The sequence below is a fragment of the Rhizobium sp. R634 genome (assembly GCF_002211305.1).
Taxonomy (GTDB): domain Bacteria; phylum Pseudomonadota; class Alphaproteobacteria; order Rhizobiales; family Rhizobiaceae; genus Rhizobium.
This window is the reverse complement of record NZ_LOKW01000028.1, coordinates 1-25,917: the sequence shown is the minus strand read 5'-3', so window position 1 is coordinate 25,917 and position 25,917 is coordinate 1. Positions and strand designations below refer to the sequence as shown.

Below are 25,917 nucleotides of genomic sequence, written 5' to 3'. Positions count from 1 at the left end.
CGCTGCATTTCAATTACTCAGGTATCCGCCGAGCATGAATCGACGATACGGACGGAACTAGCTGCGTTAAAGATCCCAGTCAGGAAAATGAAGGTGGACAGTAAGCGGTGTCCCGGTCGCGCCTTGACCAAGATGCTTTATGGATGCGGGAGTTCGTCTAACGATACGGGCGCGGCAGCAGCGGTCATGCCTCCTGATTTGGTTCCCCCACGCGCTTTTCCCATTCCGCGTTTTCCTGAACGTAGGCCGCCACGACTTCGTAGATAAGATCACCTTCCAAGACATCCTCGTTTCCAACGAAACGAGACATTTCGACACGGCCGTCTTCAAATATAGAAAGCTCGATGCGCTCACCTACAAGGGTGGCATGCACATCAATCGTATCCTCGCGATATCTATTGAGCATATAGCGGATACCAGCTTCATCGAAGAGCCGCAAAATTCTGAAAATCGGCGACGTCATGGGGCTCGCCTTTCTATCTCTCATAGAGTGACGCGGATAAGCGTATCTCGACAGCAAATGTCTGCAAAGGGGAGATTGAGGGGTAGTTCCACGGCAAGAGACCTTCAATGTGGCTCTGCTTGTGACCATTAACGATGGCGGCGAGCGTCCTAGCTAGGTAGCCAAACGGATCGACAGTATTGAGCTTTGCAGGTCTCTATGAGGGACGCGATGGCCGCCCAGTTCTCCGCTCCGGCGTCGTGCCCGGCGAAGAGAGCATTCTTACGGTTCAGGGCTATCGGTCTGATGGCTCTCTCGACGGTGTTGTTGTCGATCTCAATGCGCCCGTCAGTCAGGAAGACACAGAGCCCATCCCAGTATTTGGCGATATAGGTGAGAGCTTCGCCGAGCGGCGACTTGCCTGCGACACGGGCACGATTTGCGTGAGCCAGGTCCGCTTGTCTGCGATCAAAGGCGCTGACCGTGCTTGCCTTCCGTCCAAACCCGAACTCGGTTTGATGGAAAGATCATGGCGAAACCGCGCAGGCACGCGCGACAGCGGCGATCCGGGCAGCAGACGCGCTTCTTCCAGTGGTTGAAAGATGGCTTGTTCTTACTCCTGCGATAGCACTGCCGTTCATATCGTGTGCGTCATCGATGGAGCCAGCGACCTTCGCGATATTGGCTGGGAGGGATAATCGCTTTTCCGCATCGCCGCCGTTGAAGACCTTCGAATTCCCCTCACTCTCCCGCGAATTCCATGTTACGCCGGATCGCCGAATTCCGATGTGAAGGTTCATTCATGGCCACTCCGCTCACCATTGCCGATCTGAAAAAGCTCGCACAGCGCCGCGTGCCGAAGATGTTTTTCGACTATGCGGATTCGGGCGCCTGGACGGAATCCACATATCGGGCGAATGAGAGCGATTTCAGCCGGATCAAGCTGCGCCAGCGGGTGTTGGTCGATATGACCGACCGCACATTGGAAACGACGATGATCGGCCAGAAGGTGTCGATGCCCGTGGCTCTCGCGCCAACCGGCATGACGGGCATGCAGCATGCCGATGGCGAGATGCTGGCAGCGCGCGCGGCGGAAGAATTCGGCGTTCCCTTCACGCTGTCGACGATGAGCATCTGCTCGATCGAGGACGTCGCATCGGTGACGACGCGCCCCTTCTGGTTCCAGCTCTACGTGATGAGAGACAAGGATTTCGTTCTCGGCCTCATCAACCGCGCCAAGGCCGCCAAATGCTCCGCGCTGGTGCTGACGGCCGATCTGCAGATCCTCGGCCAGCGCCACAAGGACCTGCGCAACGGCCTGTCGGCGCCGCCGAGATTCACGCCGAAACATGTCTGGCAGGTGGCGACGCGGCCCTTCTGGTGCCTTGATATGCTGAAGACGCAGCGCCGCAGCTTCGGCAATATCATCGGCCATGCCAAGAACGTCTCCAATATCACCTCGCTCGCCGCATGGACGCATGAACAGTTCGATCCGCGGCTCTCCTGGGCCGATGTTGCCTGGATCAAGGAACAATGGGGCGGCCCGCTGATCATCAAGGGCGTTCTCGACCCGGAGGATGCCAGGGCAGCCGCCGACACCGGCGCCGATGCGATCATCGTCTCGAACCATGGCGGCCGCCAGCTCGACGGCGCCCCCTCCTCGATCAATATGCTGCCTGCGATCGTCGATGCCGTCGGCGATCGCATCGAAATCCATCTCGACGGCGGCATCCGCTCCGGCCAGGACGTGCTGAAGGCCGTGGCACTCGGCGCGAAAGGCACCTATATCGGCCGCCCTTTCCTCTACGGGCTCGGCGCCATGGGCAAGGAGGGCGTCACGCTGGCGCTCGCCATCATCCGCAAGGAGATGGACATCACCATGGCGCTCTGCGGCAAGCGCGACATCAACGACGTGAACGCGTCGATCATATCGAGACAAGCCTGAAACAGAGAAATCGGCACCGCCTGAACGCGCCAATGGCGGGCAAGCCCTGCCGCGCACGCAACGGCATGCTGCTCAGCCCGGCGGCTGTCCGCCGCTCGCATTGAGCTGAAGGATCGCGAAAATCACGAGAGAGAGGACGAGCGCAAGACGCTGCTGCCAGACGATGCGGCGCGATCCGGCAATCCGCTTCTCCAAGCCACGCGCCGTCCCGTCAGGCTTGCGAAGCTGCATCCGGAACAGCAGGTCGTCTACGGCGGCAAGGCCGGCGGCCTCCGTCTCGTGGCTCGACGCGAGGCGAAACAGCAGCGCGTCGAAGAGGAGATGGACCGCCAGCGCCAGCACGATCCCGCAGAAAACGAGCATCAGGAGCCAGCCGAGCGCCGGCGCGAAACCCCGATATCCCGCGGTGACCGGGCCGGCGATCAGCGGCAACAGCGCTGCCAGCCCGCAGAACATCGCATTGCGGCCGAGATTTCGCGCCGCCGCGGAGGCCGCGGTTTTCCACTGCGTCATGGCGAGCCCTCGGTCACGGCATAGATCGTTTCCGCGGGCAAATAAACACGCCGTCCCGCGCGTTCGATCAGCTGCAACGCTTCGGCTGGATTTTCGCAACGCCGGCTGATGACCAGCCAGCCTGCGATGACGCAGGCGCTGCGCTGGAAACCGAGCGCACAGCAGACGAGCACCGGTCCCTGGTGGCGCACAGCTTCGATGAGATTTGCCGCGGCGCGCGCCTGGATCTTGTCGAGGCCGGTAAGATCGAGCGCGGGAAAACTGCACCAGCGCGCAAGCGTGCCGCTCGGGCGCTGCAGTTCTCCGGTGATGTCGATCACCGTGGTAAAACGATTGGCTTCATGACGACGCGGAAAACGGCCGAGATGGACGCCATCGGCGATCACTACCGATGCAGGCATTTTGCGCGTCCAGAGCCAAACGTTGATGATGGCGCCGAGCCGGTAGGGCGCCAGCAGCCAGCGGCTGGCAAGCGCGGCCCGGCCATCGGCGCGTTTCAGGAATATCTGCGGCCCGGCGCCGAAATATCCGACGGCGACGATCGCCAGCGCAATAGCCGGCCAGAGCAACAGAAGTGCCGCGGGTGATAGAGGAGTACAGAACGCTGTGAGGCCGAGAAATGCGACGGCACCGCACAGATAGCAGAGTCCAAGACGGCGCGACTTCGGATCGCCGCTCAAAGCGAAATTCGCAAGAGGGGAACCGGCATCGCGCGGAAAGAGCCAGGCGGCAAACAGACCGAGCAGCATGCCCGTCGGTATGTCCATCACGTGATGCTGCCACGTCGTCAGCACGGAAGCGCCGATCAGAAAGCACCAGAAGTGCCAGAGAAGCCGCGCCCGGCGCGGCAAGCGGCCGCGCAGATGATCCCAGATCACCACCAGCAGCGCGACATGCAGCGACGGCGCCTGGTTGAACGGTTTATCGAAACCGCCAAGGACGGCAAACATGAAGCCGGGCAGACCGCTTGTGGCCGGCCGGACGAAGGTTGCTTCGAGCGGAAACGCGATAAAGCAAGCGATCGCTATAATCTGGATCGTCAGATAACGCCTGGCGAGCATATCCACATCGCGCGGCGTCGTGTTGATGAACAGGCAGAGTGCATAGAACAGGTTGATCGACCAGTATGGAATGATCGTCCATGCCAGGAACGGAATGGCGCTTTCCCATCCAAAGGCGATGTTCGGCACATGAGCGCGCTGCGATGCCAGCCAGTTGGCACCGCCATAGGTCAGATAGAAGAACGGCGCCAGGAAGACGAGCCAGAGCGCCGCCCGCTTCGCGACCGGCCCTGCCCGGGAAAGAGTAGAACCTGCCTGCCCCAACGGCTTGCCCTCAAATTCTTTCCGCCAGCGAGACGGTGAAAATGCCCCACTGGTCGATCCGCTGTTCGATCTTGCGGAAACCGGCTGCGGCGACCAGCTGGTCCATTTCTTCCTGCGTCCGCCGCCGCATCACCCATGCTTGGCCGCCGCGGTGGGAGGTCAGGGCGCGGGCGATCATCTCCAGTTGCGGATGCCATGGCTGGTTGGTGTAGACAAGCAGACCACCGGGCCGCATCGCGCGGGCGATCCCGTCGAGCGAAGCGGCAATCATCCCATTGTCGGAGAAAAGCTCGTAAAGGCCGGAGACGATTGCGAGATCCGGAGCCGGCGTGATTGCGGCCAGCCCCTCGCCGTCAAAGGCATCCTGCTGGCGAAAGCTGACGAAATCACCGAGGCCGCGCGTGGCAATGCTGGTGCGGCCGGCCTCGACATTGATGGGGGAATAATCCTGCAATCGCGCACTATTGGGACGCACGGCAGCCGCCTCGATCGCATCAAGGACGTAACGGCCATGCCCGGCCGCAATGTCGAGCACATGGGTGCTGCGGCCGGCTGCTTTCAAACGCTGCAGCCCGTCCTCGATCAGCTCCTGCAAATGCAGCTTGCGCTGCCTGATGCCGCGCCAGCCGATCGCATCGAGAAACACCTTGTCGATCAACCGCCCGCCGGGACCGAGCCCGCGCGGCTGGTTTTCGTATACGTAATCGAGCGTCGAGCCGGAATCGAAACCGGTCTTGACCCCGGTTTTTATGCCTTCCGACACCAGCGCGCCGAGCCTGATGTTGAGACGGCTGAGGGCCCAGTAGATGCCGCGCGGGGACATGGCGTCCAGAGGGCTCGCGAGCCGGTCGGCCTCATCCTTGGTATAGCCCTGGACATGGGCGGTGCGAAGATCGGCAGGCGCCCGAGGCTCGGCGAACCGCGCATCGATAAAACGGCGGACCTCGGCGAGCGCAATCGCGCGGTCCTTCTCGCCCAGTGTGTCGTGATAGAAGCCGGGAAGCACATGCCGCTCCTTGATGCGGCTGCCGAGGTTTTCGTAGAACCGGTGCTGCGGCGCATGTCGCACCACCCAGTCGCTGCCGGAGATCAGCAATTGGGTCGGAACGGTGATGGCGCGGGCGTCGTCGACGACGCGGGCGGCCGCTTCATAAAGCTGCAACAGAATGTTGGAGGCGATCGGCCGGGTGATCAACGGGTCGGCCTCGAAGGAGGCGATGCGCTCCGGATCGTGCGTCAGAAACCTCGCCTTGACATAGGAATTGACGAAGAATGTCCCCTTGAGTTTTTCCCAGAGCGCAATGCCTTCCCTTGCAAAAGGCACGTAGAGCTTGACGCTGAAGGCCGGCGAGGCGAGCACGAGCGCTCGGATTTGCGGCGCATAGTCATGCACCCAGGTGGTGGCGAGGACCGCGCCGACGCTCTGGGCAATCACGGCGATGTTTTCGACGGCAGTTCCGCTTGTCTCGCTGACATGGCGGACGAAGCAATCGAGGTCGCGCACCGACGCAGCGAAGGATGGCGAATAGCCGCGCTCTCCCGGTGAGCGCCCGTGGCCGCGCGCATCCCAGGCGTATAAGGCAAAATTATCGAGACCGAGTTCAGTGGCGAGATGCGCGACCCGACCGCTATGCTCGTGGCCGCGATGGAGAAGAATGATGGCGCCCTTCGGTGAAGTGCCGGTCGCAGGCCACATCCGATAAAAGAGTCGCGTCCCATCGTGCGAGACGAATTCGGATTCATGCATCGGTCTCGCCGTCGATGACGGTTGCCCACTATCGGCAGTTTGCAGCACGGTCTTCTCCAGTTCTGATCGGTGGATGAGTTGCAACCATTAGCGGAACACTGATTTGCATTCATTGCAAAAGTCTAGTCGCAAATGTAAGCCCTATACGAGAACCGACATGAAGTATCGGCTCCCCGCAAGTACGACGATCTGCACCGCCGGAGCTGGGATAGATTTTTCTGATGCCACGAAACTCCACTGAGGTAGCATGTCTGTTTATCAATTGAAGTCCCGGTTTCAGAATATCCTTCGCCCTCTGGTACGCGCGCTGGCGGCGCGAGGTGTCACCGCCAATCAGGTGACATCGGTTGCTGCCGCCGTCTCTGTTGCACTTGGCCTTTTTCTCAGCATCGTTCCGCTTCCGCAGTGGTTCCTGATGGTGCCTGTCTGGTTTCTCTTGCGCATGGGCCTCAATGCGATTGACGGCATGCTCGCGCGCGAACATGGGCAAAAGAGCATTCTGGGCGCTTATCTCAACGAGATCGGTGATGTCGTCTCGGATATCGCCCTGTATTTGCCGTTTGCACTGATCGATCCGAACGGCCTGATGCCGGCCATGGCTGTCATTTTCCTCTCGGTGCTGACGGAATTTGCCGGCATTCTCAGTCAAACGGTCGGCGCCAGCCGGCGTTACGACGGGCCGCTGGGCAAGAGCGACCGTGCGGTGCTTTTCGGCGCGCTCGGCGTCTTTGTCGCGGTTGGAGGCACTTTTGCAACGTGGACCGTGTGGCTTTGGGCAGTGGTGGCACTCCTTCTCATATGGACGATCATCAACCGTATCAGCGCCGGTATTCGCGAGGCGCGTATGGCGGGCCGATGGGAACGGAGCTGATCCGGAACGGTGTCGAACGCTGCTTTTGCGAATTGCTTGTAATCGCATCTTGTGATCCCTCCTCCGTCCAACGACAAGTTCAACAAAGGTTGTATTTTTCGCACGCAGCCTCTTGAAAGCACAAAAGCGGTGCTTTATGTTTTTATCCATGGCAATCACGAGCAAGACACCGCATCCATCGCTGCTGCGCTACATGCTGGCGCCTGACGATCAGGCCCGCCAGGCGCTTGACGACACGATTGCCGCCTATCGCAGGATGACCGGCATCCTGACCGAGCTCATCGACGACAAAGCGGGCGCCAATCTCGTCGTCCTGCATGATCTGGCCTATGAAACCATCCGCGAGCAGACGGGCCTGCCGGCGCGGCTGGTGACGCTCGGCCTTCGCGATTTCGCTGCCAATCGGGGCGTCATCCCCGATCCGCTGCAGCTGCCGCTCGACGAAAAGCTCTTCGCCATAAAAGGCCCCTCGGACCTGACCATCGCCACGGTGCACGGACGCGTTGCCGTGCCCTTTGATGTCGCGGGCTATTCCAAGGGATGGGAGAGTATTTTTCCCGCATACCTTGTGGCGGATCACGATCGCTACGAGATTAACATCGGCGTCACGCCGAATTCCGCTCGGATGGAGGAAAACATGACGAATGAAGGCATTCTTTCACGCATGGGTCGCCTGATTGCGGGCATCGCCAATGCGGCGATCGACAAAGCGGAAGGCGTCAACAAGATCGCGGTGATCGAACAGGCGATCCGCGAGATCGATGCGGCTGCAGAAGAGGCCCGCACCGACCTCGGCAAGGCGCGCGCCGAGGAATACCGCATCCAGAGCCGCAAGGACGAAATCGTCGAAGACATGAATGCGCTGGATGAGAAGATCCGCATCGCGGTCTCCTCCGGGCGCGACGATCTCGCAAAGGCCGGCGTCGCCCGTCAGATCGATCTCGAATCCCAGATCGCAGCACTCGACAAGGCGCTGGCTGATGCCAGCGAGCAGGTGGATGAGGGCCAGAAAGCTCTGCAGGCGGTGCTCGCCGCGCGCCGCGAGGCCGACGCCCGCCTTGCCGATTTCAAGCGCAGCATCGTCAAGCATCCGGAAGAGGCTCTGGCCGGCCACGGCAGACCGACGCCGGGCGTGGGCGCTGCCCGCGCCGCCGCGGCGGTCTCGCGGCTGACAGGCGTTCCATCAGCCGAAAACGCCCATAGTTCCGAGCTGGACGAACTCGACCGATTGCACCGCGAGCAGGCGATCGAGGCCCGCCTCGCGCGTTTCAAGGCGGATAACCGGTAACGCCGATGGGACTTTTCCTCGCTCCTGAATGCCTTCCCTTTGCGATCGCCGCCGCCGTGCTTGCCGGCCTGACCGCGATCGAGATGCTGGCGACCGTCATGGGTTTTTCGATCACCGAGCTTCTCGGAAAACCGGATTTCCACGGCCATGACGGCATTGCGGGCTATCTGTCCTGGCTCAATGTCGGCGGCGTTCCGCTGCTCATTCTCCTGATGATGACGCTCGGCTTCTTCGCCATTGCCGGCTTTGCCATACAGGCGGTCGCCGGAGCTTTCTGGGCGCCGCTGCCGGCCGCCGTCGCCGCCATTCCCGCCTTGGTGCTCACCTTCCCCATGGTGCGGGCATCGAGCCGGACGGTGGCGCGGATCGTTCCGCACGACGAGACCTATGCCGTCGATCTCGACACTTTCATCGGCCGGACCGCGGAAGTGTCGCTCGGTCCGCTCGACCAGGGACTGCCGGGGCGCGTCCGCGTCAAGGACCAGCATGGAAACTGGCATGTGCTGAGAGCCAAGGCCGCCAAGGACGAAGGCCCGCTGAAGATCGGCACTGAGGTTCTCCTCGTCGATCGCAAGGCAGATGTGTTTATCGCCATTCCCGCACTCGCCGATCCGGCCGGAGCGGACAATCAATCTTTCAGGGAGCAGTCATGATGTTTGACATTATTCTACCGGCCGGCATTGGCATCGTCCTGATCTTCGGCATCGGCTTTGTCCTCGCCTCTCTCTACACGCGCTCCAGCCGCGACGAGGCCTATGTGCGCACCGGCCTCGGCGGCCAGAAGGTCGTGCTCGACGGGGGCTCCGTCGTCCTGCCGATCTTCCACTCCATCGCCAGGGTCAACCTGAAGACGCTGCGCCTCGAAGTCCGCCGCGGCGAAGGCGACGCGCTGATCACCAAGGACCGCATGCGCGTCGATATCGGCGCCGAATTCTATGTGCGCGTAAAGCCCGACGGCTCCTCGATCGCGCTGGCCGCCCAGACGCTCGGCAGCCGCACCAACGACGCCGAAGCGCTCCGCATCCTGATCGAAGCGAAATTCGTCGACGGCCTTCGCTCGGTGGCGGCGACCATGAATCTCGACGCACTGCAGGAACAGCGCATGGATTTCGTCAAGGCCGTGCAGGAAGCCGTCGGCGCCGACCTCCAGTCGAACGGTCTCGAGCTCGAATCCGTGTCGCTCACCCGGCTCGACCAGACCGACATCAAACATTTCAACGCCAACAACTTCTTCGACGCCCAAGGTCTCGCGGCACTGACCCGCATCACCGAGGGTCGCAAGAAGGAGCGAAACGAAATCGTCCGCGATACCGAAGTCGCCATCGCCCAGAAGGATCTGGAGGCCCGCCAGCAGTCGCTCGCCATCGAACGGACCAAGCGCGAAGCCGAACTCAACCAGGAACGCGACATCGCCAACAAGTCCGCCGCGACGCGCGCCGAGACCGCCCAGCAGGAGCAGGCGGCAATACGTGCCGAGGAAGAAGCCCGCATCGCCGCGGAACAGGCAATCGCCGAGCGCGAGGCAGCCGCCAAGCAGGCCCGCGAAAGCGCAAACATCGATTCCGCCCGCGCCGTCCAGCAGCGCGATACCGAAGCCAAGCGTGACCTTCAAATCGTCGCCCAGGAAAGCGCCATCGCCGTCGCCAACAAGAGCCGCGAGGAGTCCGAGGCGAAGGCGGCCGCCGAAACGGCCCGCGCCACCGCGATTGCGGCAGAAGAAAAGGTCGGCACCGCCAAGGCGATCGAGATCGCCGAACGCGAAAAGCAGATCGCTGTCATCGACGCGCGCAAGAAAGCCGAAACCGAAGCGACCGCCGTGACCGTCGGCGCCGAGGCCGAGAAGCAGGCCGCGATCGACCAAGCGGAAGCCATCAAGACGCTGGCGACCGCCGAAGCGGACGCGGCGATCATCAAGGCCAAGGGCATTCTCGAAACCGGCAAGGCCGCTGCCGAGAGCGAGGCATTGCTCAACGACGCCCGTAACAAGTTGAGCGCCGCTATCATCGAGTTCGAGATCACCCGCGAGCGCATCCGTATCATTCCAGAAGCACTCGCCGAGGCGGTCAAGCCCATCGAAAAGATCTCCGATATCAGGATCTTCGACACCGGCGGCATGCTCGGCCGCGGCGGCGCGAACGGCGGAAACGGCATCGGCATGGGCGACGGACTGGCCAGCCAGCTGCTTGCCTACCAGGCCAACAAGCCGATCCTCGACAAGCTTCTGAAGGAAGCCGGCTTCGAAGGCGACGACGCCATCTCATCCCTGCTTGGAAATCTCGATGGCGCAAAACCGGCCGCAGCACCGGCAAAGCCGGCAATACCGTCCGCCGCTTCGGTCAGACCGGCAGCATCGGCCGCCGGTCCGGCAAAGACGATCGCCCCTTCGGCGCCGGAGAAGAAATGATTTGAGCGCAGGCGGGTCTGGACTATCTCAGCCAGCCCGTCGCCAGCGCGCTCGCCCATTCGGGCCGGCGGTTTTCCGCCGCCAGCCTCGACATGGCGAGATTGTCATAGGCGACGTTCCTGAACTCCCATGTCCAACCCGCACCCGTCTTTTCGAGAATGGCGTAGCCGGCCAGCGGATGGCCGGCTTCGACCTTGTGATAGTGAGGCAGATCGTCGTCATAGGCCGGGCAACCGACGCTGCCGGGATTGATGATCAGACGGCCGTCCGAGAGACGGACGGCGCGCGGGACATGGCTGTGACCGCAGAGGATCAGCGGCAGGTCGATGCCTTCGGCGAGCGCCTCGATCGCTTCGAGCGGCTTCAGGAAGACATGGCCCTGCGGCGCCACCGATTCCAGCCAGTAGAGATTGTCGTCCTTCGGCGTCGCATGGCAGAGATAGGCCTCGCCGCGATAGACGGTGTCGAAGGGCAGGCTGCGCAGCCAATCGAGATGGGATGGCGTCAATTGCCGGTAGGCGGCGGCATCCGACGGATGCATGGCATCAGGGGCCTGCTCGATCAGATAGCGGTCGTGATTGCCGCGAACCGAAGTCAGCCCGAGCGGCATCAGAATCTCCGCCGACCGGCCCGCCTCCAGCGGCCCGCTGAAGAAATCGCCGAGATTGACGATCTCCTCGATGCCCTGCGCCCGAATATCGGCAAGCACCGCCTCAAGCGCCAGATGGTTGCCGTGAATATCGGCGATCGCGGCAAATTTCATCTCTAGCTGCCCCGGTAAGTGGAATAACCATAGGGCGAAAGCAGCAACGGCACATGATAATGCGCGGTGATATCGGCGATACCGAAGCGGATCGGCACGAGATCGAGGAAAGCCGGATGCGGCAGCGGCGTGCCGCAGGCTCTGAGATAATCGCCGGCGTGGAAGACCAGTTCATAGGTCCCGACATGGAAATTTTCGCCTGAGAGAATCGGGCCGCCGTCGACCCGGCCGTCGGCATTGGTCTTGACCGTCGTCACATGCCTGCGGATCTCGCCGTCGATCCGGAAGAGATCGATCCTGATGCCCTCGGCCGGCTTGCCGAGAGCGGTGTCGAGAACATGCGTGGTCAGTCCGGTCATAGGGCTGGCTCTCTGATGATGAAGGGGGTCTCGAAGAAGAATTCCTCGAGATTGTTGCCCGGCCCGTCGCGGTCGACCACCAGGAAATCCGAAGCCTCGCCGAGCGCCATCAGCGGATGGTGCCAGACGTTGCGGCGATAGTTCACGCCCTGATCCCCGCGCGCCAGAAAGACCTGCGGCCTGCCGGGGCGTCCGTTCTCGTCCTCGGAAACGACGACGAGGAAGGGGCGGCCCGAAACCGGCGAAAAACTCTGGCTGCCCTGGGGATGGCGCTCCATCATGTCGACGGCATAGGGAAAGCTGCGCGGCTGGCCGCGAAACAGGTTGACGATGACGCGTGCGCCCTCGCCCGCCGCCTCCGCCACGGCCAAGGCATGAAAACGTTCCGTCGTGCCGCCATTGATGAGCCGCATCGAAGCCGGATCGGCTTCGATCACCTCGCCGAAGGGAGCAAAAGTGGATCGGCTGAGCGGGCGGATGTCGAGAAATTCGGACATGGCTTCACTCGCCTTGGGCATGCCAGTTGCGGATGGCGTCTATCGCCGAAAGCAGTTCCGGCAGCGTGCGATAGGTCGCCTCCCACATCTCGATGGGATCGAGGTCGAAGACGTCTTCGAGAATGCGATTGCCCGTGCCGCAGATTTTCGTCCACGGCAGGTCGGGATGTTCGGTGGCAAATTCCGGATGCGCCACCAGCAGGCGGGACGCCGCAGCGCCGATGGTGAAATGGCAGAAGGCCACCGCCTTGAAGGTGAGCTTGTCCCCAGCGAAGGCCGCCCCATCCATTCCGCCGACGAAGGACAGCGCTTCGGACGCCGCCTCATACATCTCATTCAGATAGTCGATCGCACGCCGCTCTTTCATTCGGCCTCCGGCAGCATCGATGTCAGGCGCAGCAGCGCGATCCGCTCGACCTGCGCAGCCGCGGTCGCCAATTCCTCATCCCGGCTATTGCCGATCCTCGTCTCGAAGGCCGAGAGGATATCGTCCTTGCCGAGCCCCTTGACCGCGATGATGAAGGGAAAGCCGAATTTTTCGACATAGGCCGAATTGAGTTCGGTGAAGCGGGCATGCTCGGCCGGGCTCAGCCGGTCGAGGCCGGCGCCGGCCTGTTCCTTGCGGCTGTCCTCGGTGAGTTCGCCTGCGATGGCGAGCCGCCCGGCAAGATCGGGATGGGCGCGCAGCACGCCGAGACGTTCCTCCGGGCTTGCGGCGCGGAAGGCAGCGGCAAGGGCCGCATGCACGGTTGATGCCGTCAACGGCTCCTTCACGCTGCCGGCGTCATAGGCGCGTTCGGCAATGAAGGGCGAATGTTCGAAGACGCCGCCGAAGCGGGAAACAAAATCCTCGCGCGGCATCATCAGAGCGCGTCCGGCTGATGATGCTTGTGCCAGTGTTCCGCGATCTCGATACGGCGCGGAATCCAGACCTTGTCGTGCTTCTGCACATATTCGATGAACCGCTTCAGCGCCGCTGCCCGGCCCGGGCGCCCGACGAGGCGGCAATGCAGGCCGACCGACATCATTTTCGGGCTGCCGTTCTTGCCTTCCTCATAGAGCGTGTCGAAAGCATCCTTCAGATAGGTGAAGAACTGATCGCCGGTATTGAAACCCTGCGGTGTCGCGAAACGCATGTCGTTGGTTTCGAGCGTATAGGGAATGATCAGGAAAGGTTTTCCGTCGACGCCCTTCACCCAGAAAGGCAGGTCGTCGGCATAGGAATCGGAGGAGTAGAGGAAACCGCCCTCCTCCTGCACCAGCCGCAGCGTATTGTCCGATGGTTTGCCCTGATACATGCCGTAGGGCCGCTCGCCGGTGAGTTCGGTGTGCAGGCGCACGGCTTCGAGAATGTGCTTGCGCTCCAGATCCTCGGAAAAATCCTTGTATTCCAGCCAGCGATAGCCGTGGCTGGCGATCTCCCAGCCGGCTTCCTTCATCGCCGCAACGGCTTCCGGATTGCGCGCCATGGCCAGCGTCACGCCATAGACGGTCGCCTGCACATTGAGATCGGTAAACATCCGCCAGAGCCGCCAAAAACCGGCGCGCGAACCATATTCGTAGATCGATTCCATATTGAGGTTGCGCTGCCCCGGCCAAGCCGCCGCACCGACGATTTCCGACAGCAGGCATTCGGATGCCGGATCGCCATCGAGGATCGAGCTTTCGCCGCCCTCCTCGTAATTGATGACGAACTGCACGGCGATGCGCGCCTCATCAGGCCACTTCGGATCGGGCGTCTGGCGCCCGTAGCCGACGAGATTGCGCGGATAGGTCTCAGATACCATTAAATCACCTTCTGAAAAGACGGGGAACGGTATCATCCGCAGCCGGAATGTCGAGACGGAAACTGCGCAGTGAAATTTATCCTTCCGGCACAATCATTTAGCTGCCGCCTGCTCAGGCGATCTTGCGCGCGCTGACCTTGCCCATCGGATGCAGCGAGTGAACGCGGAACGGCCCGCCGGTGCCCTCTTCGATCATCAGCGCGACGTTGGAGACCATCACCGGCTCGCCGAGCACCGGCCCGAAGATCGCCCGCAGCGCCGGCTCGATGCGCGGCATGTCGAGTGCATTGACCGGGCCCGTCACCGGCATGTGGAAACGGAACTCATCCATCACATAGGGGTTGCCCCAGCGGTGAAGATTGGCGAACTGCGCGGCCGACAGACCGTCCGGATCGCTCCGCTCGATCTCGGCTTCGCTGAGCGGCGCGCGGAAACGGTCGAATTCCTGCACGATCGCCGAAGCCAGATACTGGATCTGCTCGCAGGCAGCGCTCGGCAGCAGGCTATAGAAATTGCCGAGCCGGGCGATTTCCAGGCACGGCAATCGGAAGGGAAGAACGGTTCCGGAAAAACGCATCAGATCGCGCAGGAGTTGCGATTCCGGCATGTCGGGAGACAGGTGGAACGGCGCCTTCAGAACGCCGTGGAAACCATAGCGCCGCGGTACGGCGGTGTGGAATGCGATCTCGTGAATGCCGAGACCGCGAACGGCCGGCGGCTCCACCATCTCGCCTGAAAACACGTTTCGGCCAAGCCAATTGGCGGCCACGAGCGACAAAAGGTCGCTCGCCGGGGGCGTGAAGCAAATGGCATAGCGCATGCGATTTCCTCCATCAAGGAAGTGAGCGCCGGTGGATGTCAGGCGCTGCCGATGCGCAAGCAGATAGGTGATTTGCATGACAGAATAACGAAACGCAGCCGCACGGAATTCACGTTTAACGTGAAGCCACGGCGATATGGCTTGAAATCGCAAAGCTTTCCGGGAGCGAAAATCCGCAATCCGTATCGCCTGCGATACAAACGGCCGCCTCCGCCAACCGATGGGCAAGACCGAAGCTGACCTTGAAGCCACCGGTCAGCGCGATCAGACGCGGGTGCTCGGGATGTCGACCGACCATCGGATCACGGTCGATCGCCTTCGGGCGCAGCCCCGCCCAGCGTTCGACGACGGGCGCGCAGCGAAGATCAGGCACGATGGCGCGTGCCGCCTCGATCAGCGCGTCGAGCTGGGCATCGGTCGACATGGGATCCCCGAAGCGGTTTTCGCTGGTGCTGCCGATCGCCGCATGCCCGCCCTCATGCGCGACGACATAGAGCCCGTCGAGAAAGATCGTCGGCAGCGCCGGATCGATCTCCGCCTTCAACAGCGCCGCCTGCCCCTTCACCGGCTGGCCGAGCGGCTGCTTCAGCCCTGATGTCAGGTCCTGTAGCTGAGGAAAGGATCGATGGCCCGCCGCCAGGATGCAGCGGCCGAAGGTGACGGTTTCACCGCCGATCTCGGCCGTGCCTCGGTCCGGATCGAGATCGGCGACTTCAGCATTTTCGATGATGCGCACATGTTTTGCGCGCTGCAGGAAGGCGACGAGCGCTGAAATCAGCGACCGGGGCGCGACGCGGCCGGCAAGCGTGTCATGCACGAAGCCGCTCTCGCCGGCAGAGGCCTCGACCCAGTCGTCAACCGGCGGCTTTTCCAGCACATGCCAATGAAACCGGCGCTCACCTGCCCGCCAGTGGCGCTCGGCATCCTCGGAGTGGCCGCGGGCTATCCGGTTGAGATGCGGCTTCGGCAGCGGGATCAGCCGCCCGGAACGGCGATAACCAGCAGAAAGCCCGGTCTCGGCTTCGAGTGCTGTGATTTCGGCTTCGAGCGAGACCAGCGCATCGAACTGGAACTGCTTCTTCTCAGACCAGCGGTCCGGCATATGCGGCATCAGCGCGCCGAGCAGGCCACCGCTCGCACCTCCGCCCAGCCTGCCGGCATCGGTGAGAAGGGTGCCGATGCCGCGACGCTCGGCATGGACGGCCGCCCAGAGGCCCATGATGCCGCCGCCGACGATCAGCAGGTCGCAAGAAGATTGACCGGACGCCGGCGTAGGATTATCGGCTTTTTCCATGACAGAGGTGAACCCAGATCAGATTGGCGCGGGCGCGCCGCAGCCGCTCGAATGGCGCGACGGCGATATGCCTTATTCCACAGCCTTTGGCGATCATTTTTATTGTCAGACCGATGGCCGGCTGGAATGCGGCCACGTCTTTCTCGCCGGCAACGGCCTGCCGGAGCGCTGGAGCGGACAGCAGACTTTCGTGATCGGCGAACTCGGTTTCGGCACCGGCCTGAACTTCGCCGAGACATGGCGGCAATGGAAGCAGCATCGCGCCGCCGGCCAGCATCTGCATTTCATCTCCTTCGAACTCCATCCGATGCGCGGCGAAGAGATCGGCCGGGCGCTTTCGCACTGGCCGGAGATCGACGCCGAGCGCGAAGCCCTGACGGCCGCCTGGCCGCAAACGCCTGATGGCACCGTCTCGCTCGATCTCGACGATCAGACGCGGCTCAGCGTCGTCTGCGGCGCCGCACTCGACGGCCTCACCGCGGCAACACCCGGCTTCGACGCCTGGTATCTCGACGGCTTCGCCCCGTCGCGCAACGGCGACATGTGGTCGGAGGAATTGATGCGCGCGGTCAACGACAAGACCGCCGCCGGCGGCACCTTCGCCACCTATGCTGCAGCCGGCTTCGTACGCCGCAATCTCATCGCCGCGGGTTTTGCCGTGGAACGCCGCAAGGGGTTCGCCGGCAAGCGGGAAATGCTCTGCGGTGTGAAGGCGGTCCGATAGACTTGCTGACTCCATCGCGTATTGCTAACAGTTATCAATTCGTGCGATAATTCCCCAAAAGGAACGGATATGGCAAGCAGCGCGAACCTCGGACAGCAGCTCGAAAACTATGTAAACGAACTCGTGAAATCGGGACGTTATAACTCTCGCAGCGAAGTTCTGCGCGAAGGTATCCGACTTGTTGAGGAACGGGAAAAACGGCTGATAGCGCTTGATTTAGCAATCGGCCAGGGAATCGCCGACGCGGAGGCCGGCCGCATCAAGCCCATCAGGGATGTCGCCGCCCGCCTTGCGGCAAAATATGACGGCCGTTCGTGATCGTCTTCATTACCGCCCGAGCGGAGGCGGACCTTGAGCGTATCGCCGATTATATCGCAATGGACAATCCGCAGCGGGCGGTGAGTTTCGTCGATGAGCTGGTGGACCGATGTGAACGTCTGGCGGACGCGCCGAACGGTTTTTCATTGGTGCCACGCTACGAACACACCGGCATCCGTCGCCGTCCTCACGGCAACTATCTGATCTTCTATCGCGTCGACCAAGATCGGATCGAGATCATGCATATCCTGAACGGTGCTCAGGATTTCGAGAGCATCCTGTTTCCTCGAAAGGATCAGTAGCTCGTAAGCCCCTGCTGCTCGTCCTTACCGAGCCATTGCCGGATCTTCTCTTCCAGCAACTCGGGGCTGATCGGCTTCGACATGTAATCGTCCATGCCGGCATCGAGGCAGAGTTCGCGGTCGCTTTCCAGCGCATGGGCGGTGACGCCGATGATCGGCACGCGGTGCCCCTGCCCCTTTTCCCGTTCGCGGATCGTCCGGGTCGCCTCATGGCCGTTCATGACGGGCATCGAGACGTCCATCATGATGATGCGTGGCGTGTGGCTCTCCCAGGCGACGACGGCCTCCTGCCCGTTGTTGACGACAAGGAAGGTGAGCCCCGTCGATTGCAGGATCTGGGTGAAGACGATCTGGTTGACCTCGTTGTCTTCGGCGACGAGCACATCGACGAAGTCAGCCGCCCGCTTCTGCGACGCGGGCTGAGGCGCAGGCTGAGGGACCGGCACGGCCGCCTCGGCCTGCAGCCGGGCGATCTCTGCTTCCGAAGCCTGCTTGACGCGCCGGGCGCGAACCACCTCGACGACGGTGTTGCGCAGCACGTTGGCGCGCGCCGGCTTCATCAGATGAGCCTGGCCATTCAGCGCCGCGAATTCCTTTTCCGTGCCCGAAATATCCATCGAGGTCAGGAAGATGATCGGCAGCTCGGCAAAGCGGCGATCGGCGCGCAGCCGGCGGGCGACATCGGCGCCGTTCATCTCGGGCATGTGATAATCGAGCACGACGGCATCGACCGTGACGCCGAGATCGGCCGCCGCCTCCAGGATCGCAAGGCCGGTGCCGCCGCCCTCGGCGGCCACGCCGTCGAAGCCCCAGAGCGAAAGCTGCTCGGTGAGGATACGCCGGTTCACCTCATTGTCGTCGACGACGAGAATGCGCGCGCCCTGCACGTTGATCGGCAGCGGCTTCGGCTCGAGGCGGGCAGCCGCCACCGCAAACGGCAGGTTGACGGTGAAGACCGAACCCCTGCCCCATTCACTCTCGACATTGATGTAGCCGCCGAAGAGATCGACGAGGCCGGCGGTGATCGCCAGGCCAAGCCCAGTTCCTTCATGCCGCCGGGTCGAGGAGGCGTCGACCTGGGAAAACTTGTCGAAGACCGATTCCAGCTTCTCCCTGGGAATGCCGATACCCGTGTCCTCGATGCGGATGCTCGCCATGATCTCGCCGCCGGCCGCCGCCTGGAAGCCGACATCGACGAAGACATGGCCGCGCTCGGTGAATTTGACGGCGTTGCCGACCAGATTGGTGACGATCTGGCGGAAGCGCCCGGCGTCTCCGATCACAGCGGCCGGCAGATCCGGTGCCGCCCGCACCAGGAGCTCGATATTCTTCTCGGCGGCATGCGACGACATAAGCGTCGCCACGTCCTCAACCGCTTCGATGATATCGAAGGCGGCTTTGCGCAGTTTCATCTGCCCTGCATCGATCTTCGAGAAGTCGAGGATGTCGTTGATAATCGTCAGCAGCGCGTTGCCTGATTTGACGATGATGTCGATGAAGGTCTTCTGGCGCGTGTCGAGATTGGTCTTGGCAAGCAGTTCCGCCATGCCGAGCACGCCGTTCATCGGCGTGCGGATCTCGTGGCTCATATTGGCGAGGAACTCGGTCTTGGCGCGGTCGGCGGCTTCGGCGCGCGACAGGAGATGGCGCAAATCCTCCTCGCGGCTCTTCAGATCGGTCACGTCGGTAAACAGCGCCACCCAATGCTGCCCGGTGCTGACCGTCGCCTCCATGTTCACCCAGCGCTCGCCGCCGACATGGAACACCGTGGAGATCGGCTGCCGGGCGGCGATATTGGCGCGCCACTCCTGCAGGATTTCGTCCGCCGCATCGTGAAAATCGCCGCGCGCCGCGCAGAATTCGAACATGCCGAGCCAGCCCTCGCCGGCCGCGATATAGTGCGGCGGGATCTGCAGGATGTCGGCCATCGCCTCGTTGGACATCTTGATGATGCCGTCCTGGACGATGGCAAGCCCCTGCGACATGGCGTGCGTCGCATCGCGCATCATTTCGCCGACCCGCTCCAGCGCGGCGCGGGTCTCGTGAATTTCCTTTTCCCGCTCGCGCACCGCCGAAATATCGGCATAGGTCAGCAGGATGCGATCGTGGGAGATCCGGCGGCTGTCGAAGATCACCGATTTGCCGCCCGCCCAGCCAAGCTCGATCGGCTCCGGTACCTCGGCTTCGAACAGGTGCTTGCGATAAGCGAGTATTTCTTCCGGCGTTTGGGTGCCGTCGTAGCGACCGAGCTCGTAATTGCGGCGGATGACGTCAAGGAAGGGACGGCCATCGAAGCGATCGTCGAGCGGCAGCTCCCAGATGCTGTAGAATTCGTCATTGACGTAGAGAATCTGGTGGTCGTTATCGAGGATCAGCACGCCGACCGGCAACGAGCGCAAGATGCTTTCTATATCCCGATGCAGCACCTCTTCCTGCTTGCGCGCTTCGATCAGCGCCTTCTCACGCTCCTTGAGCGGCGAAATGTCGGAAAAGGAACCGACGACATAGGCTCGCCCATCCGCCGTCACGACGCGCTTGACACGCGAGATCACGGGATGGATGCGGCCGTCCCTGCTCGGCATCACGCCTTCCAGTTCCTGCGACAGGTCTTCTTCCAGCGACAGCCGGTTTTCCCTGTATATCGCCTCGCCGCCCTCCGGCCCGAACATTTCATATTCGGTCATTCCCAGCACCCGCGAGCGTTCATGGCCGCTGAAGGTCTCGTAATACTGGTTGGCATAGACGAGGCGATGTTCTTCGTCGCGCACGAAAACCGCGACCGGCAGATCCTCCATGATGGTGCGCAGCAGATCATGTTCATCGACACTCTCGTGCCAGGCCGAATCGCCGGCGGATGCAGGCCTTTCGCCGTCGCGATAGGCGGCATTGACGACCAGCGGCCGTCCGTCCGCCGCAAAGATGCCGATCGGATGATCGAGCGTTTCTAGCGCCTCGCGCACCCGGGCGAAATCGGCGGCGACTCCGGAATCGTTTACAGCCTGAGAGCTGCCGCCGCTCTCCCTGCTGCCGACGGCGCGGCGCTCGCGGGCTTCGAAGATGCCGAGCACATAGATCCGCTCCGGCGACGGCGAGAAGCTTTCGATCTGGATGCGCTCATGGGTAAGGCTCGCCGCGTCGAAGCAGATGGCGTTTTCCTCGCTGCCGAACACCAGCGCGCGGCGCTCCTTGTCTTCGCGATCCTCTTCCTCGGGCCGGTCGAACAATTCGCGACTGCGCCTGCCGATGAAGTCGGAAATCTCTCGGCCGAGAAACTCGGCATAGGCCTCGTTGACGGCGACATAGCGCAATTCGCTGTTCTTGACATAAGCCGGGGTGTCCAGATCGGCGATCCGGCGGCAAGCCAATTCCAGTATGTCCCCAGCTGATTTCAAGAAATTGTCGCTCCCGCAATGAATGAAATATCAACTAGAACGACTATAACGCCAAGGCTTTTAACAAGGTTTTAACCATAAATTTGCGCGGCGAAATTTTGCACGCCGACTTGATGAGACGAAATACCTTCAACCGGCAGTCGGACCCCACAAAAAACTGATAGAACGTCTCTATCAACGACGATCCTACGAGGCCCGATCGGCGCCTTGCCGCCTCGGCACCCCTTGAAATCATGACGAAAATTTAATGCCGCAAGCGCTTGCGCGGCCATCGCTCCGCCGCGATCCGGGCCGAGTCTGGAGATGGCTTTATAGAAGCCGGTCCAAATCAAGGAAAATACCATGTCCGTTTTTCATAAGACCATGGCGACGGGCCTGATCGCGCTGACCTTTGCCGGCGCCTCGCTCGCCACCGCCACCACTGCCGATGCCCATCCGCGCGATGCCTTCTGGGGCGGCCTCGCCGCCGGCGTCGTCGGCGGCGCCCTGCTGTCGGAAGCCGCCCGCCCCGCCTACCCGGTTTATCCGGCCTACCCCGCCTATCGTCCCTATCCCGTCTACCGGACCTATTATCGGCCGTCCTATTGCCATATCGAATGGCGGCACGATCGCTGGGGCGAGCCCTATCGCGTGAAGGTCTGCCCGGAATAAAGACACTCGCATCCGGCGCCGCTTGACCTCCCGGCGGCGCCGGTCCAATCCTCCCACAGAGGGAGGATCAGCATGCCGGAACCGCTTAAGAACCTGCTGCACGAGGCGCTGGTCGGCGACATGGCCGATCGCATCGCCGCCAACGCACCTTCCTTCGACAAGGCCCGTTTCGCGGCGCTCGCGACCGATGGCCTTGAGACACTGGAGCTGATGGAGCGCTCTGCCCTGATCCGCGACGCGCTCTTCGCCACGCTTCCCGACGGTTTTCCGCAAGCAGCCGCCATCCTGAAGGCGAGCCTGCCGGCATCGGGCAGGCCCGGTCTGACAGGCTGGATGCTGCTGCCGGTCAATCAGTTCATCGCCGCGCGCGGCCCCGATCATTTCGATCTCGGCCTCGATCTCCTCAAGGCGCTGACGCCGCATTTCACCGCCGAATTCGGCATCCGTCCTTTCATCCATCGCGACCAGCAGCGGGCGCTGGCCAGCATCTCCGGCTGGGTCGGCGATCCCGACCGGCATGTACGCCGGTTAGCCAGCGAGGGAACGCGGCCGCGCCTGCCCTGGGCCATGCGCCTGCCGCAACTTGTGAAAGATCCCGCGCCGATCCTGCCGATCCTGACCGCCCTGATGGACGATCCGGAGGATTATGTGCGCCGCTCGGTCGCCAACAGCCTGAACGACATTGCCAAGGATCATCCCGATCTCGTCGCCGCCTTCATCGCAACCCACATCGACACCGCTTCGCCCGAGCGCCGCTGGTTGCTGAAGCACGCTTCCCGCACACTGCTGAAGAAAGGCCATGCGCAGGCGCTCGCTAATTTCGGCTTCGGCGCGGCGACCGCGCTGACATGCGAACTGCGCCTTCTCAGCAGCGAGGTCATGTTCGGCGAAGGGCTGGATTTCGAGATCCGCGTGACCAATGCCGGCGAGATCGAGCACGCGCTGATGATCGACTACGCCATCCACCACGTGAAGGCCGACGGCTCGCTGTCACCGAAGGTCTTCAAGTGCAAGACGATCACGCTGGCGCCCGGGCAGAGCCAGGCGATCGAGCGCCGCCACGCCATGCGGCCGATCACGACCCGCCGCTATTATCCCGGGCAACACCGCATCGCCATCCTCGTCAATGGTGCCGAAAGCGCATCGGGAAGCTTCGTCCTCAGAATGCCGTCGATGGATGCCGGTTAAGGCTTTTTGTGCACTGCACTTGACTTTGTGAGTGAATTAGCCCAAATGCGGCTTAGCTTTCACCCTTCCGGCCGCCGCGTGAGCGTGCCCCTGCTAAAAAATACGAGAAGCAGGAAGAAGGGACAAAAGCGCATTTCGATAGAGCGCCGCACTCCCATCAGCGGCCAGAAGCGCTGGAAAGCTTTTTCCAACTTGCAAGTTCCCACTTCACGCGGGGTTCTTGACGCCAGAATGAAACCGGGTCGCATGGTGCGCTCCGGCGATCGTTGTGGCGCCCCGAAAGGTTATGCCTTGACCAATTTTGAATCGCTTGGTGTCTCCAAGCCGATCGTCGCTACCTTGTTCCAGCTCGGCATCGAAACGCCGACGCCGATCCAGGAACAGGCCATTCCTCTTCTCATCGCCGGCCGCGACCTGATCGGCCTTGCCCAGACCGGCACCGGCAAGACCGCGGCCTTCGGCCTGCCGCTCATCGAAAAGCTGCTCGCCGACGAGCGCCGTCCCGACAACCGCACGACGCGGACGCTGATTCTGGCGCCGACGCGCGAGTTGGTGAACCAGATCGCCGACAATCTGAAGAAGTTCATCCGCAAGTCGTCGCTGCGCATCAATGTCGTCGTCGGCGGCGTCTCGATCAACAAGCAGCAGCTTCAGCTGGAAAAGGGCACCGATATCCTGGTCGCCACCCCCGGCCGCCTGCTCGACCTCGTCAACCGCCGCGCCATCACGCTGACGACGGTGCGCTATCTCGTGCTCGACGAAGCCGATCAGATGCTCGACCTCGGCTTCGTGCATGATCTGCGCAAGATCGCCAAGCTGGTGCCGAAGAAGCGCCAGACCATGCTGTTTTCGGCCACCATGCCGAAGGCGATCGCCGATCTCGCCGGCGATTATCTCGTCGATCCCGTCAAGGTCGAAGTGACGCCGCCCGGCAAGGCTGCCGACAAGGTCGAGCAGTATGTCCATTTCGTCGGCGGCAAGAACGACAAGACCGAGCTGCTGCGCAAGTCGCTGACAGAGAACCCGGACGGCCGCGCCATCGTCTTCCTGCGCACGAAGCACGGCGCCGAGAAGCTGATGAAGCACCTCGACAATATTGGCTATTCCGTCGCCTCGATCCACGGCAACAAGAGCCAGGGCCAGCGCGAGCGGGCGCTGAAGGCCTTCCGTGACGGCAGCATCAAGACGCTGATCGCCACCGACGTCGCCGCCCGCGGCATCGACATCCCGGCCGTCAGCCACGTCTATAATTACGATCTGCCTGAGGTGCCCGACGCTTACGTCCATCGCATCGGCCGCACCGCGCGCGCCGGCCGCGACGGCATCGCGATTGCCTTCTGCGCCCCCGATGAAGCCAAGCTGCTGCGCGACATCGAGCGCCTGATGGGCATCGACATCACGGTCGCAAGCGGCGAACCGCCGGCTAATATCAGCAACAGCGGCCCCCGCCGCGGCAATGGCAATGGCAACAACCGCAATCGCGGTGGCGGCCAGGGTCGCGAGGGTCAGGGTCGCGAGGGTCAGGGCCGTGGCGATCAGAACCGCTCGGAGCATCGCGGCAGCCGCCAGGAACGCCGCCCGCGTCCCGAACGCACAAGCCGCAACGAGGATTTCCGCGGCCAGCGCCGCGGTGAAGCCACCCCCAATCTCGGCCCCGACAACGATCTGGTCTCGACCTCCGACTTCCGCCCCTCGGCAAAGCCGCAGCGTCCCACCCATGCCAATGGCGAGCCGAGCGGTCATCACCGCGGCAACGGCCGCCATGCCCACGGCCGCCCGGCCCGCAAGCACGGCGAAGACCGCGGCCAGCACCAGGCCCAGGGCGGCGAACCGCGCCGCGAGGGCAATGGCGGCAACCGCCGCGGCGGCTCCGGCTCCCGCAATGGCGGCCAGCGCCGCGAACGCGCCTGATCATCGATTGATTGAAAAGTGGAAAGGCCGGGGAAACCCGGCCTTTTTGCTGTCTACGCCTCAGCCGGAGTCCGTTGTTCTGCCACCCTGCAGTTCGTCAGATAGATGCCGGTCACGACGACCACCGTGCCGACAATCAGCGGCAGGGTCAGCGGCTCCCCGAAGGCGATGAAGGCTTCCAGCGCGACGGCCGGCGGCATCAGATAGATGAGCGAGGCGGCGCGGGAGACCTGCCCCCGGCGGATGAGGTAGAGCAGCAGCCCGACACCCCCCATCGACAGACCGAAGACCGACCATATGAGCGCGCCATAGGCCTGCGCGGAACCATCGAAATGCTGCTGCTCGAAGATCAGCGACAGTGGCAGGGTCAGGATCAGCGCGCCGACATATTGCAGTGTCGCGATACTCCTGAGGTCGCCGGACTGCAGGTGTTTCTTCTGGTAGAGCGTGCCGTAAGTGACGGAGCCCATGGCGATGAGGTTGATCGCCAGCGGCAGCGCCGCATGGCTGAGATCTGCTGTCGCCGGATCGAGGAGTTTCGGCGAAATCGCGATGGCGATGCCGATGAAACCGAGGCCGAGGCCGAGCTGCTGGCTCTTCTGCAACCGCTCGCCGACGAGGAAGGGAGCCGCCATCGCCGTCAGCAGCGGCTGCAGCGCCGCGATGATGCCCGATATGCCGGCCGGCACGCCATTGGCGATCGCCCACCAGAGCCCGCCGAGATAGAAGCCGTGCAGGAAGAAGCCGGAATAGATGGCGCGCAGCCACGTGGCCCGGCTTTTCGGCCATTGCGCCCCGGTCACCAGGCAGAGCGCCAGGAACGCCAAGGCCGACAGCGCGTAGCGGATCGAAAGGAAGGTAAAGGGCTCGGAATGCAGCGCGGCATATTTCGCCACCACCCAGCCCGTGGACCAGAGGAAAACGAAGACGGCGGGGGCAAAGCGGTCGAGAGACATGGGGCGGCTCGTGCAAAGAGAGATCGCCGTGCTGATAGCCGCAGCCGAAGGGCGCGGTCAAAGGCGAAGCATTGATGCTTATTTGAAATTTCGTTGATGGTTGGGGACAACCGTCGCACCTCAACCCTGGGCATACGGGCCGGAAGGGTCCCGGCGTATCCCCACCCACCCTCATCCCTGTGCTCGTCACAGGGATCCAGCGCGCCCAAGTCCTTGGGCGCGAGAGACTCTCTTCAACTGCCTATGGTGTCATTCACGGCGCAGACGCGCCGTGGCTGGATTCCTGTGACAGGCACAGGAATGAGCGACTATCTGGGTTGTCAAGTTGCATATTCGAATTCTCTTCGCGCATCTCGTGCTTTTGCATTGAGAATGACCAGGAGTTTTCGGGCGAGTGCGATGCGGATGACCATTTTGGGC

Annotated in this window: 26 protein-coding genes and 2 pseudogenes; 11 read left to right on the top strand and 17 right to left on the bottom strand. The window is 62.5% G+C overall.

The genetic code is table 11. The annotated features are described in order from the left end of the window. Positions 1-184: 184 nt before the first annotated feature. Together ATY77_RS29445 and ATY77_RS29440 are read right to left on the bottom strand one after the other, a co-directional pair. Positions 185-463, bottom strand: a complete 279-nt coding sequence (locus tag ATY77_RS29445; protein WP_088690016.1) for a hypothetical protein — start codon at positions 461-463, stop codon at positions 185-187. 13 nt (positions 464-476) lie between these two features. After that, positions 477-938, bottom strand: a pseudogene (locus tag ATY77_RS29440) (transposase); the annotation flags it as partial. A 306-nt stretch (positions 939-1,244) separates the two neighbouring features. Here ATY77_RS29440 and ATY77_RS29435 point away from each other — a divergent pair. Further along, on the top strand, positions 1,245-2,387 hold the full coding sequence (locus tag ATY77_RS29435; protein WP_088672976.1) for an alpha-hydroxy acid oxidase: 1,143 nt from the start codon (positions 1,245-1,247) through the stop codon (positions 2,385-2,387). 72 nt (positions 2,388-2,459) lie between these two features. Here ATY77_RS29435 and ATY77_RS29430 read toward each other — a convergent pair whose 3' ends face one another. Genes ATY77_RS29430 through ATY77_RS29420 form a run of 3 tightly spaced genes read right to left on the bottom strand, consistent with a single transcriptional unit; the run spans position 2,460 to position 6,020 of the window. Then, positions 2,460-2,900 carry a hypothetical protein gene (locus ATY77_RS29430; protein WP_088690015.1) on the bottom strand — a complete coding sequence of 147 codons (441 nt, stop codon included), beginning with the start codon at positions 2,898-2,900 and terminating at the stop codon, positions 2,460-2,462. After that, positions 2,897-4,225, bottom strand: coding sequence for a phosphatase PAP2/dual specificity phosphatase family protein (locus tag ATY77_RS29425; RefSeq protein ID WP_088690014.1), 1,329 nt, complete (start codon positions 4,223-4,225; stop codon positions 2,897-2,899). The genes ATY77_RS29430 and ATY77_RS29425 overlap by 4 nt, the downstream gene beginning before the upstream one ends. A 10-nt stretch (positions 4,226-4,235) precedes the next feature. Next, positions 4,236-6,020, bottom strand: a complete 1,785-nt coding sequence (locus ATY77_RS29420) for a bifunctional alpha/beta hydrolase/class I SAM-dependent methyltransferase (protein ID WP_088690013.1) — start codon at positions 6,018-6,020, stop codon at positions 4,236-4,238. A gap of 199 nt (positions 6,021-6,219) precedes the next feature. Here ATY77_RS29420 and ATY77_RS29415 point away from each other — a divergent pair, with 199 nt between their 5' ends. From ATY77_RS29415 to ATY77_RS29400, 4 genes are all read left to right on the top strand, one after another. After that, positions 6,220-6,843: a CDP-alcohol phosphatidyltransferase family protein gene (locus tag ATY77_RS29415; protein ID WP_088690012.1), complete on the top strand. Its 624-nt coding sequence runs from the start codon at positions 6,220-6,222 to the stop codon at positions 6,841-6,843. A 148-nt stretch (positions 6,844-6,991) separates the two neighbouring features. Next, entirely contained in the window at positions 6,992-8,131 is a 1,140-nt protein-coding gene (locus ATY77_RS29410) for a PspA/IM30 family protein (protein WP_245314403.1), read from the top strand. Between the two features lie 5 nt (positions 8,132-8,136). After that, a complete protein-coding gene (locus ATY77_RS29405; RefSeq protein WP_088690010.1) occupies positions 8,137-8,784 on the top strand; it encodes an OB-fold-containig protein in 648 nt (215 codons plus the stop codon). Beyond that, positions 8,781-10,535 (top strand): flotillin domain-containing protein, encoded by a 1,755-nt coding sequence (locus tag ATY77_RS29400; RefSeq protein WP_088672969.1) that lies wholly within the window; start codon positions 8,781-8,783, stop codon positions 10,533-10,535. The genes ATY77_RS29405 and ATY77_RS29400 overlap by 4 nt, the downstream gene beginning before the upstream one ends. Positions 10,536-10,557: 22 nt before the next feature. On the opposite strand, the gene ATY77_RS29395 is transcribed toward ATY77_RS29400, so the two are convergent. The 8 genes from ATY77_RS29395 to ATY77_RS29360 all read right to left on the bottom strand — a co-directional run bounded on the left by ATY77_RS29395 (position 10,558) and on the right by ATY77_RS29360 (position 16,055). Further along, the gene (locus tag ATY77_RS29395) at positions 10,558-11,298 is read right to left on the bottom strand and encodes a metallophosphoesterase family protein (RefSeq protein ID WP_088690009.1); all 741 of its coding nucleotides are present in this window, start codon (positions 11,296-11,298) and stop codon (positions 10,558-10,560) included. 2 nt (positions 11,299-11,300) lie between these two features. After that, entirely contained in the window at positions 11,301-11,657 is a 357-nt protein-coding gene (gene uraH / locus ATY77_RS29390; RefSeq protein WP_088690008.1) for a hydroxyisourate hydrolase, read from the bottom strand. Next, complete coding sequence (locus ATY77_RS29385; RefSeq protein WP_088690007.1) at positions 11,654-12,154, bottom strand: ureidoglycolate lyase; 501 nt, start codon at positions 12,152-12,154, stop codon at positions 11,654-11,656. Before ATY77_RS29385 ends, uraH begins: the two co-directional genes overlap by 4 nt. A 4-nt stretch (positions 12,155-12,158) precedes the next feature. Beyond that, positions 12,159-12,521, bottom strand: a complete 363-nt coding sequence (locus ATY77_RS29380; RefSeq protein ID WP_088690006.1) for a HepT-like ribonuclease domain-containing protein — start codon at positions 12,519-12,521, stop codon at positions 12,159-12,161. Continuing rightward, positions 12,518-13,018 carry a 2-oxo-4-hydroxy-4-carboxy-5-ureidoimidazoline decarboxylase gene (uraD, locus tag ATY77_RS29375; RefSeq protein WP_088690005.1) on the bottom strand — a complete coding sequence of 167 codons (501 nt, stop codon included), beginning with the start codon at positions 13,016-13,018 and terminating at the stop codon, positions 12,518-12,520. Before uraD ends, ATY77_RS29380 begins: the two co-directional genes overlap by 4 nt. Continuing rightward, positions 13,018-13,941, bottom strand: a complete 924-nt coding sequence (gene puuE / locus ATY77_RS29370; RefSeq protein ID WP_088690004.1) for an allantoinase PuuE — start codon at positions 13,939-13,941, stop codon at positions 13,018-13,020. Before puuE ends, uraD begins: the two co-directional genes overlap by 1 nt. 112 nt (positions 13,942-14,053) lie before the next feature. After that, a complete protein-coding gene (locus ATY77_RS29365) occupies positions 14,054-14,761 on the bottom strand; it encodes a DUF1045 domain-containing protein (RefSeq protein ID WP_088690003.1) in 708 nt (235 codons plus the stop codon). A 115-nt stretch (positions 14,762-14,876) separates the two neighbouring features. After that, the gene (locus tag ATY77_RS29360) at positions 14,877-16,055 is read right to left on the bottom strand and encodes an FAD-dependent oxidoreductase (RefSeq protein WP_088690002.1); all 1,179 of its coding nucleotides are present in this window, start codon (positions 16,053-16,055) and stop codon (positions 14,877-14,879) included. Here ATY77_RS29360 and mnmD point away from each other — a divergent pair. The 3 genes from mnmD to ATY77_RS29345 all read left to right on the top strand — a co-directional run bounded on the left by mnmD (position 16,054) and on the right by ATY77_RS29345 (position 17,399). Next, positions 16,054-16,779 (top strand): tRNA (5-methylaminomethyl-2-thiouridine)(34)-methyltransferase MnmD, encoded by a 726-nt coding sequence (mnmD, locus tag ATY77_RS29355; RefSeq protein WP_088690001.1) that lies wholly within the window; start codon positions 16,054-16,056, stop codon positions 16,777-16,779. The two genes, ATY77_RS29360 and mnmD, sit on opposite strands and share 2 nt — an antisense overlap. Positions 16,780-16,848: 69 nt before the next feature. Continuing rightward, on the top strand, positions 16,849-17,097 hold the full coding sequence (locus tag ATY77_RS29350) for a type II toxin-antitoxin system ParD family antitoxin (RefSeq protein WP_088690000.1): 249 nt from the start codon (positions 16,849-16,851) through the stop codon (positions 17,095-17,097). Further along, positions 17,094-17,399: a type II toxin-antitoxin system RelE/ParE family toxin gene (locus ATY77_RS29345; protein ID WP_088689999.1), complete on the top strand. Its 306-nt coding sequence runs from the start codon at positions 17,094-17,096 to the stop codon at positions 17,397-17,399. Before ATY77_RS29350 ends, ATY77_RS29345 begins: the two co-directional genes overlap by 4 nt. On the opposite strand, the gene ATY77_RS29340 is transcribed toward ATY77_RS29345, so the two are convergent. Beyond that, on the bottom strand, positions 17,393-20,791 hold the full coding sequence (locus tag ATY77_RS29340; protein ID WP_088689998.1) for a response regulator: 3,399 nt from the start codon (positions 20,789-20,791) through the stop codon (positions 17,393-17,395). The two genes, ATY77_RS29345 and ATY77_RS29340, sit on opposite strands and share 7 nt — an antisense overlap. 71 nt (positions 20,792-20,862) lie before the next feature. Next, positions 20,863-21,135: a hypothetical protein gene (locus ATY77_RS32710; RefSeq protein ID WP_141103974.1), complete on the bottom strand. Its 273-nt coding sequence runs from the start codon at positions 21,133-21,135 to the stop codon at positions 20,863-20,865. Here ATY77_RS32710 and ATY77_RS29335 point away from each other — a divergent pair. The 3 genes from ATY77_RS29335 (at position 21,134) to ATY77_RS29325 (ending at position 24,541) form a co-directional block, all read left to right on the top strand. Beyond that, positions 21,134-21,442, top strand: coding sequence for a hypothetical protein (locus tag ATY77_RS29335; RefSeq protein WP_088672958.1), 309 nt, complete (start codon positions 21,134-21,136; stop codon positions 21,440-21,442). The two genes, ATY77_RS32710 and ATY77_RS29335, sit on opposite strands and share 2 nt — an antisense overlap. Before the next feature lie 72 nt (positions 21,443-21,514). Then, the gene (locus ATY77_RS29330) at positions 21,515-22,630 is read left to right on the top strand and encodes a DNA alkylation repair protein (protein WP_088689997.1); all 1,116 of its coding nucleotides are present in this window, start codon (positions 21,515-21,517) and stop codon (positions 22,628-22,630) included. Between the two features lie 246 nt (positions 22,631-22,876). After that, entirely contained in the window at positions 22,877-24,541 is a 1,665-nt protein-coding gene (locus tag ATY77_RS29325) for a DEAD/DEAH box helicase (RefSeq protein ID WP_088689996.1), read from the top strand. Between the two features lie 53 nt (positions 24,542-24,594). On the opposite strand, the gene ATY77_RS29320 is transcribed toward ATY77_RS29325, so the two are convergent. Beyond that, on the bottom strand, positions 24,595-25,497 hold the full coding sequence (locus ATY77_RS29320) for a DMT family transporter (RefSeq protein ID WP_088689995.1): 903 nt from the start codon (positions 25,495-25,497) through the stop codon (positions 24,595-24,597). A 320-nt stretch (positions 25,498-25,817) separates the two neighbouring features. Continuing rightward, positions 25,818-25,917, bottom strand: a pseudogene (locus tag ATY77_RS33475) (IS110 family transposase); the annotation flags it as partial.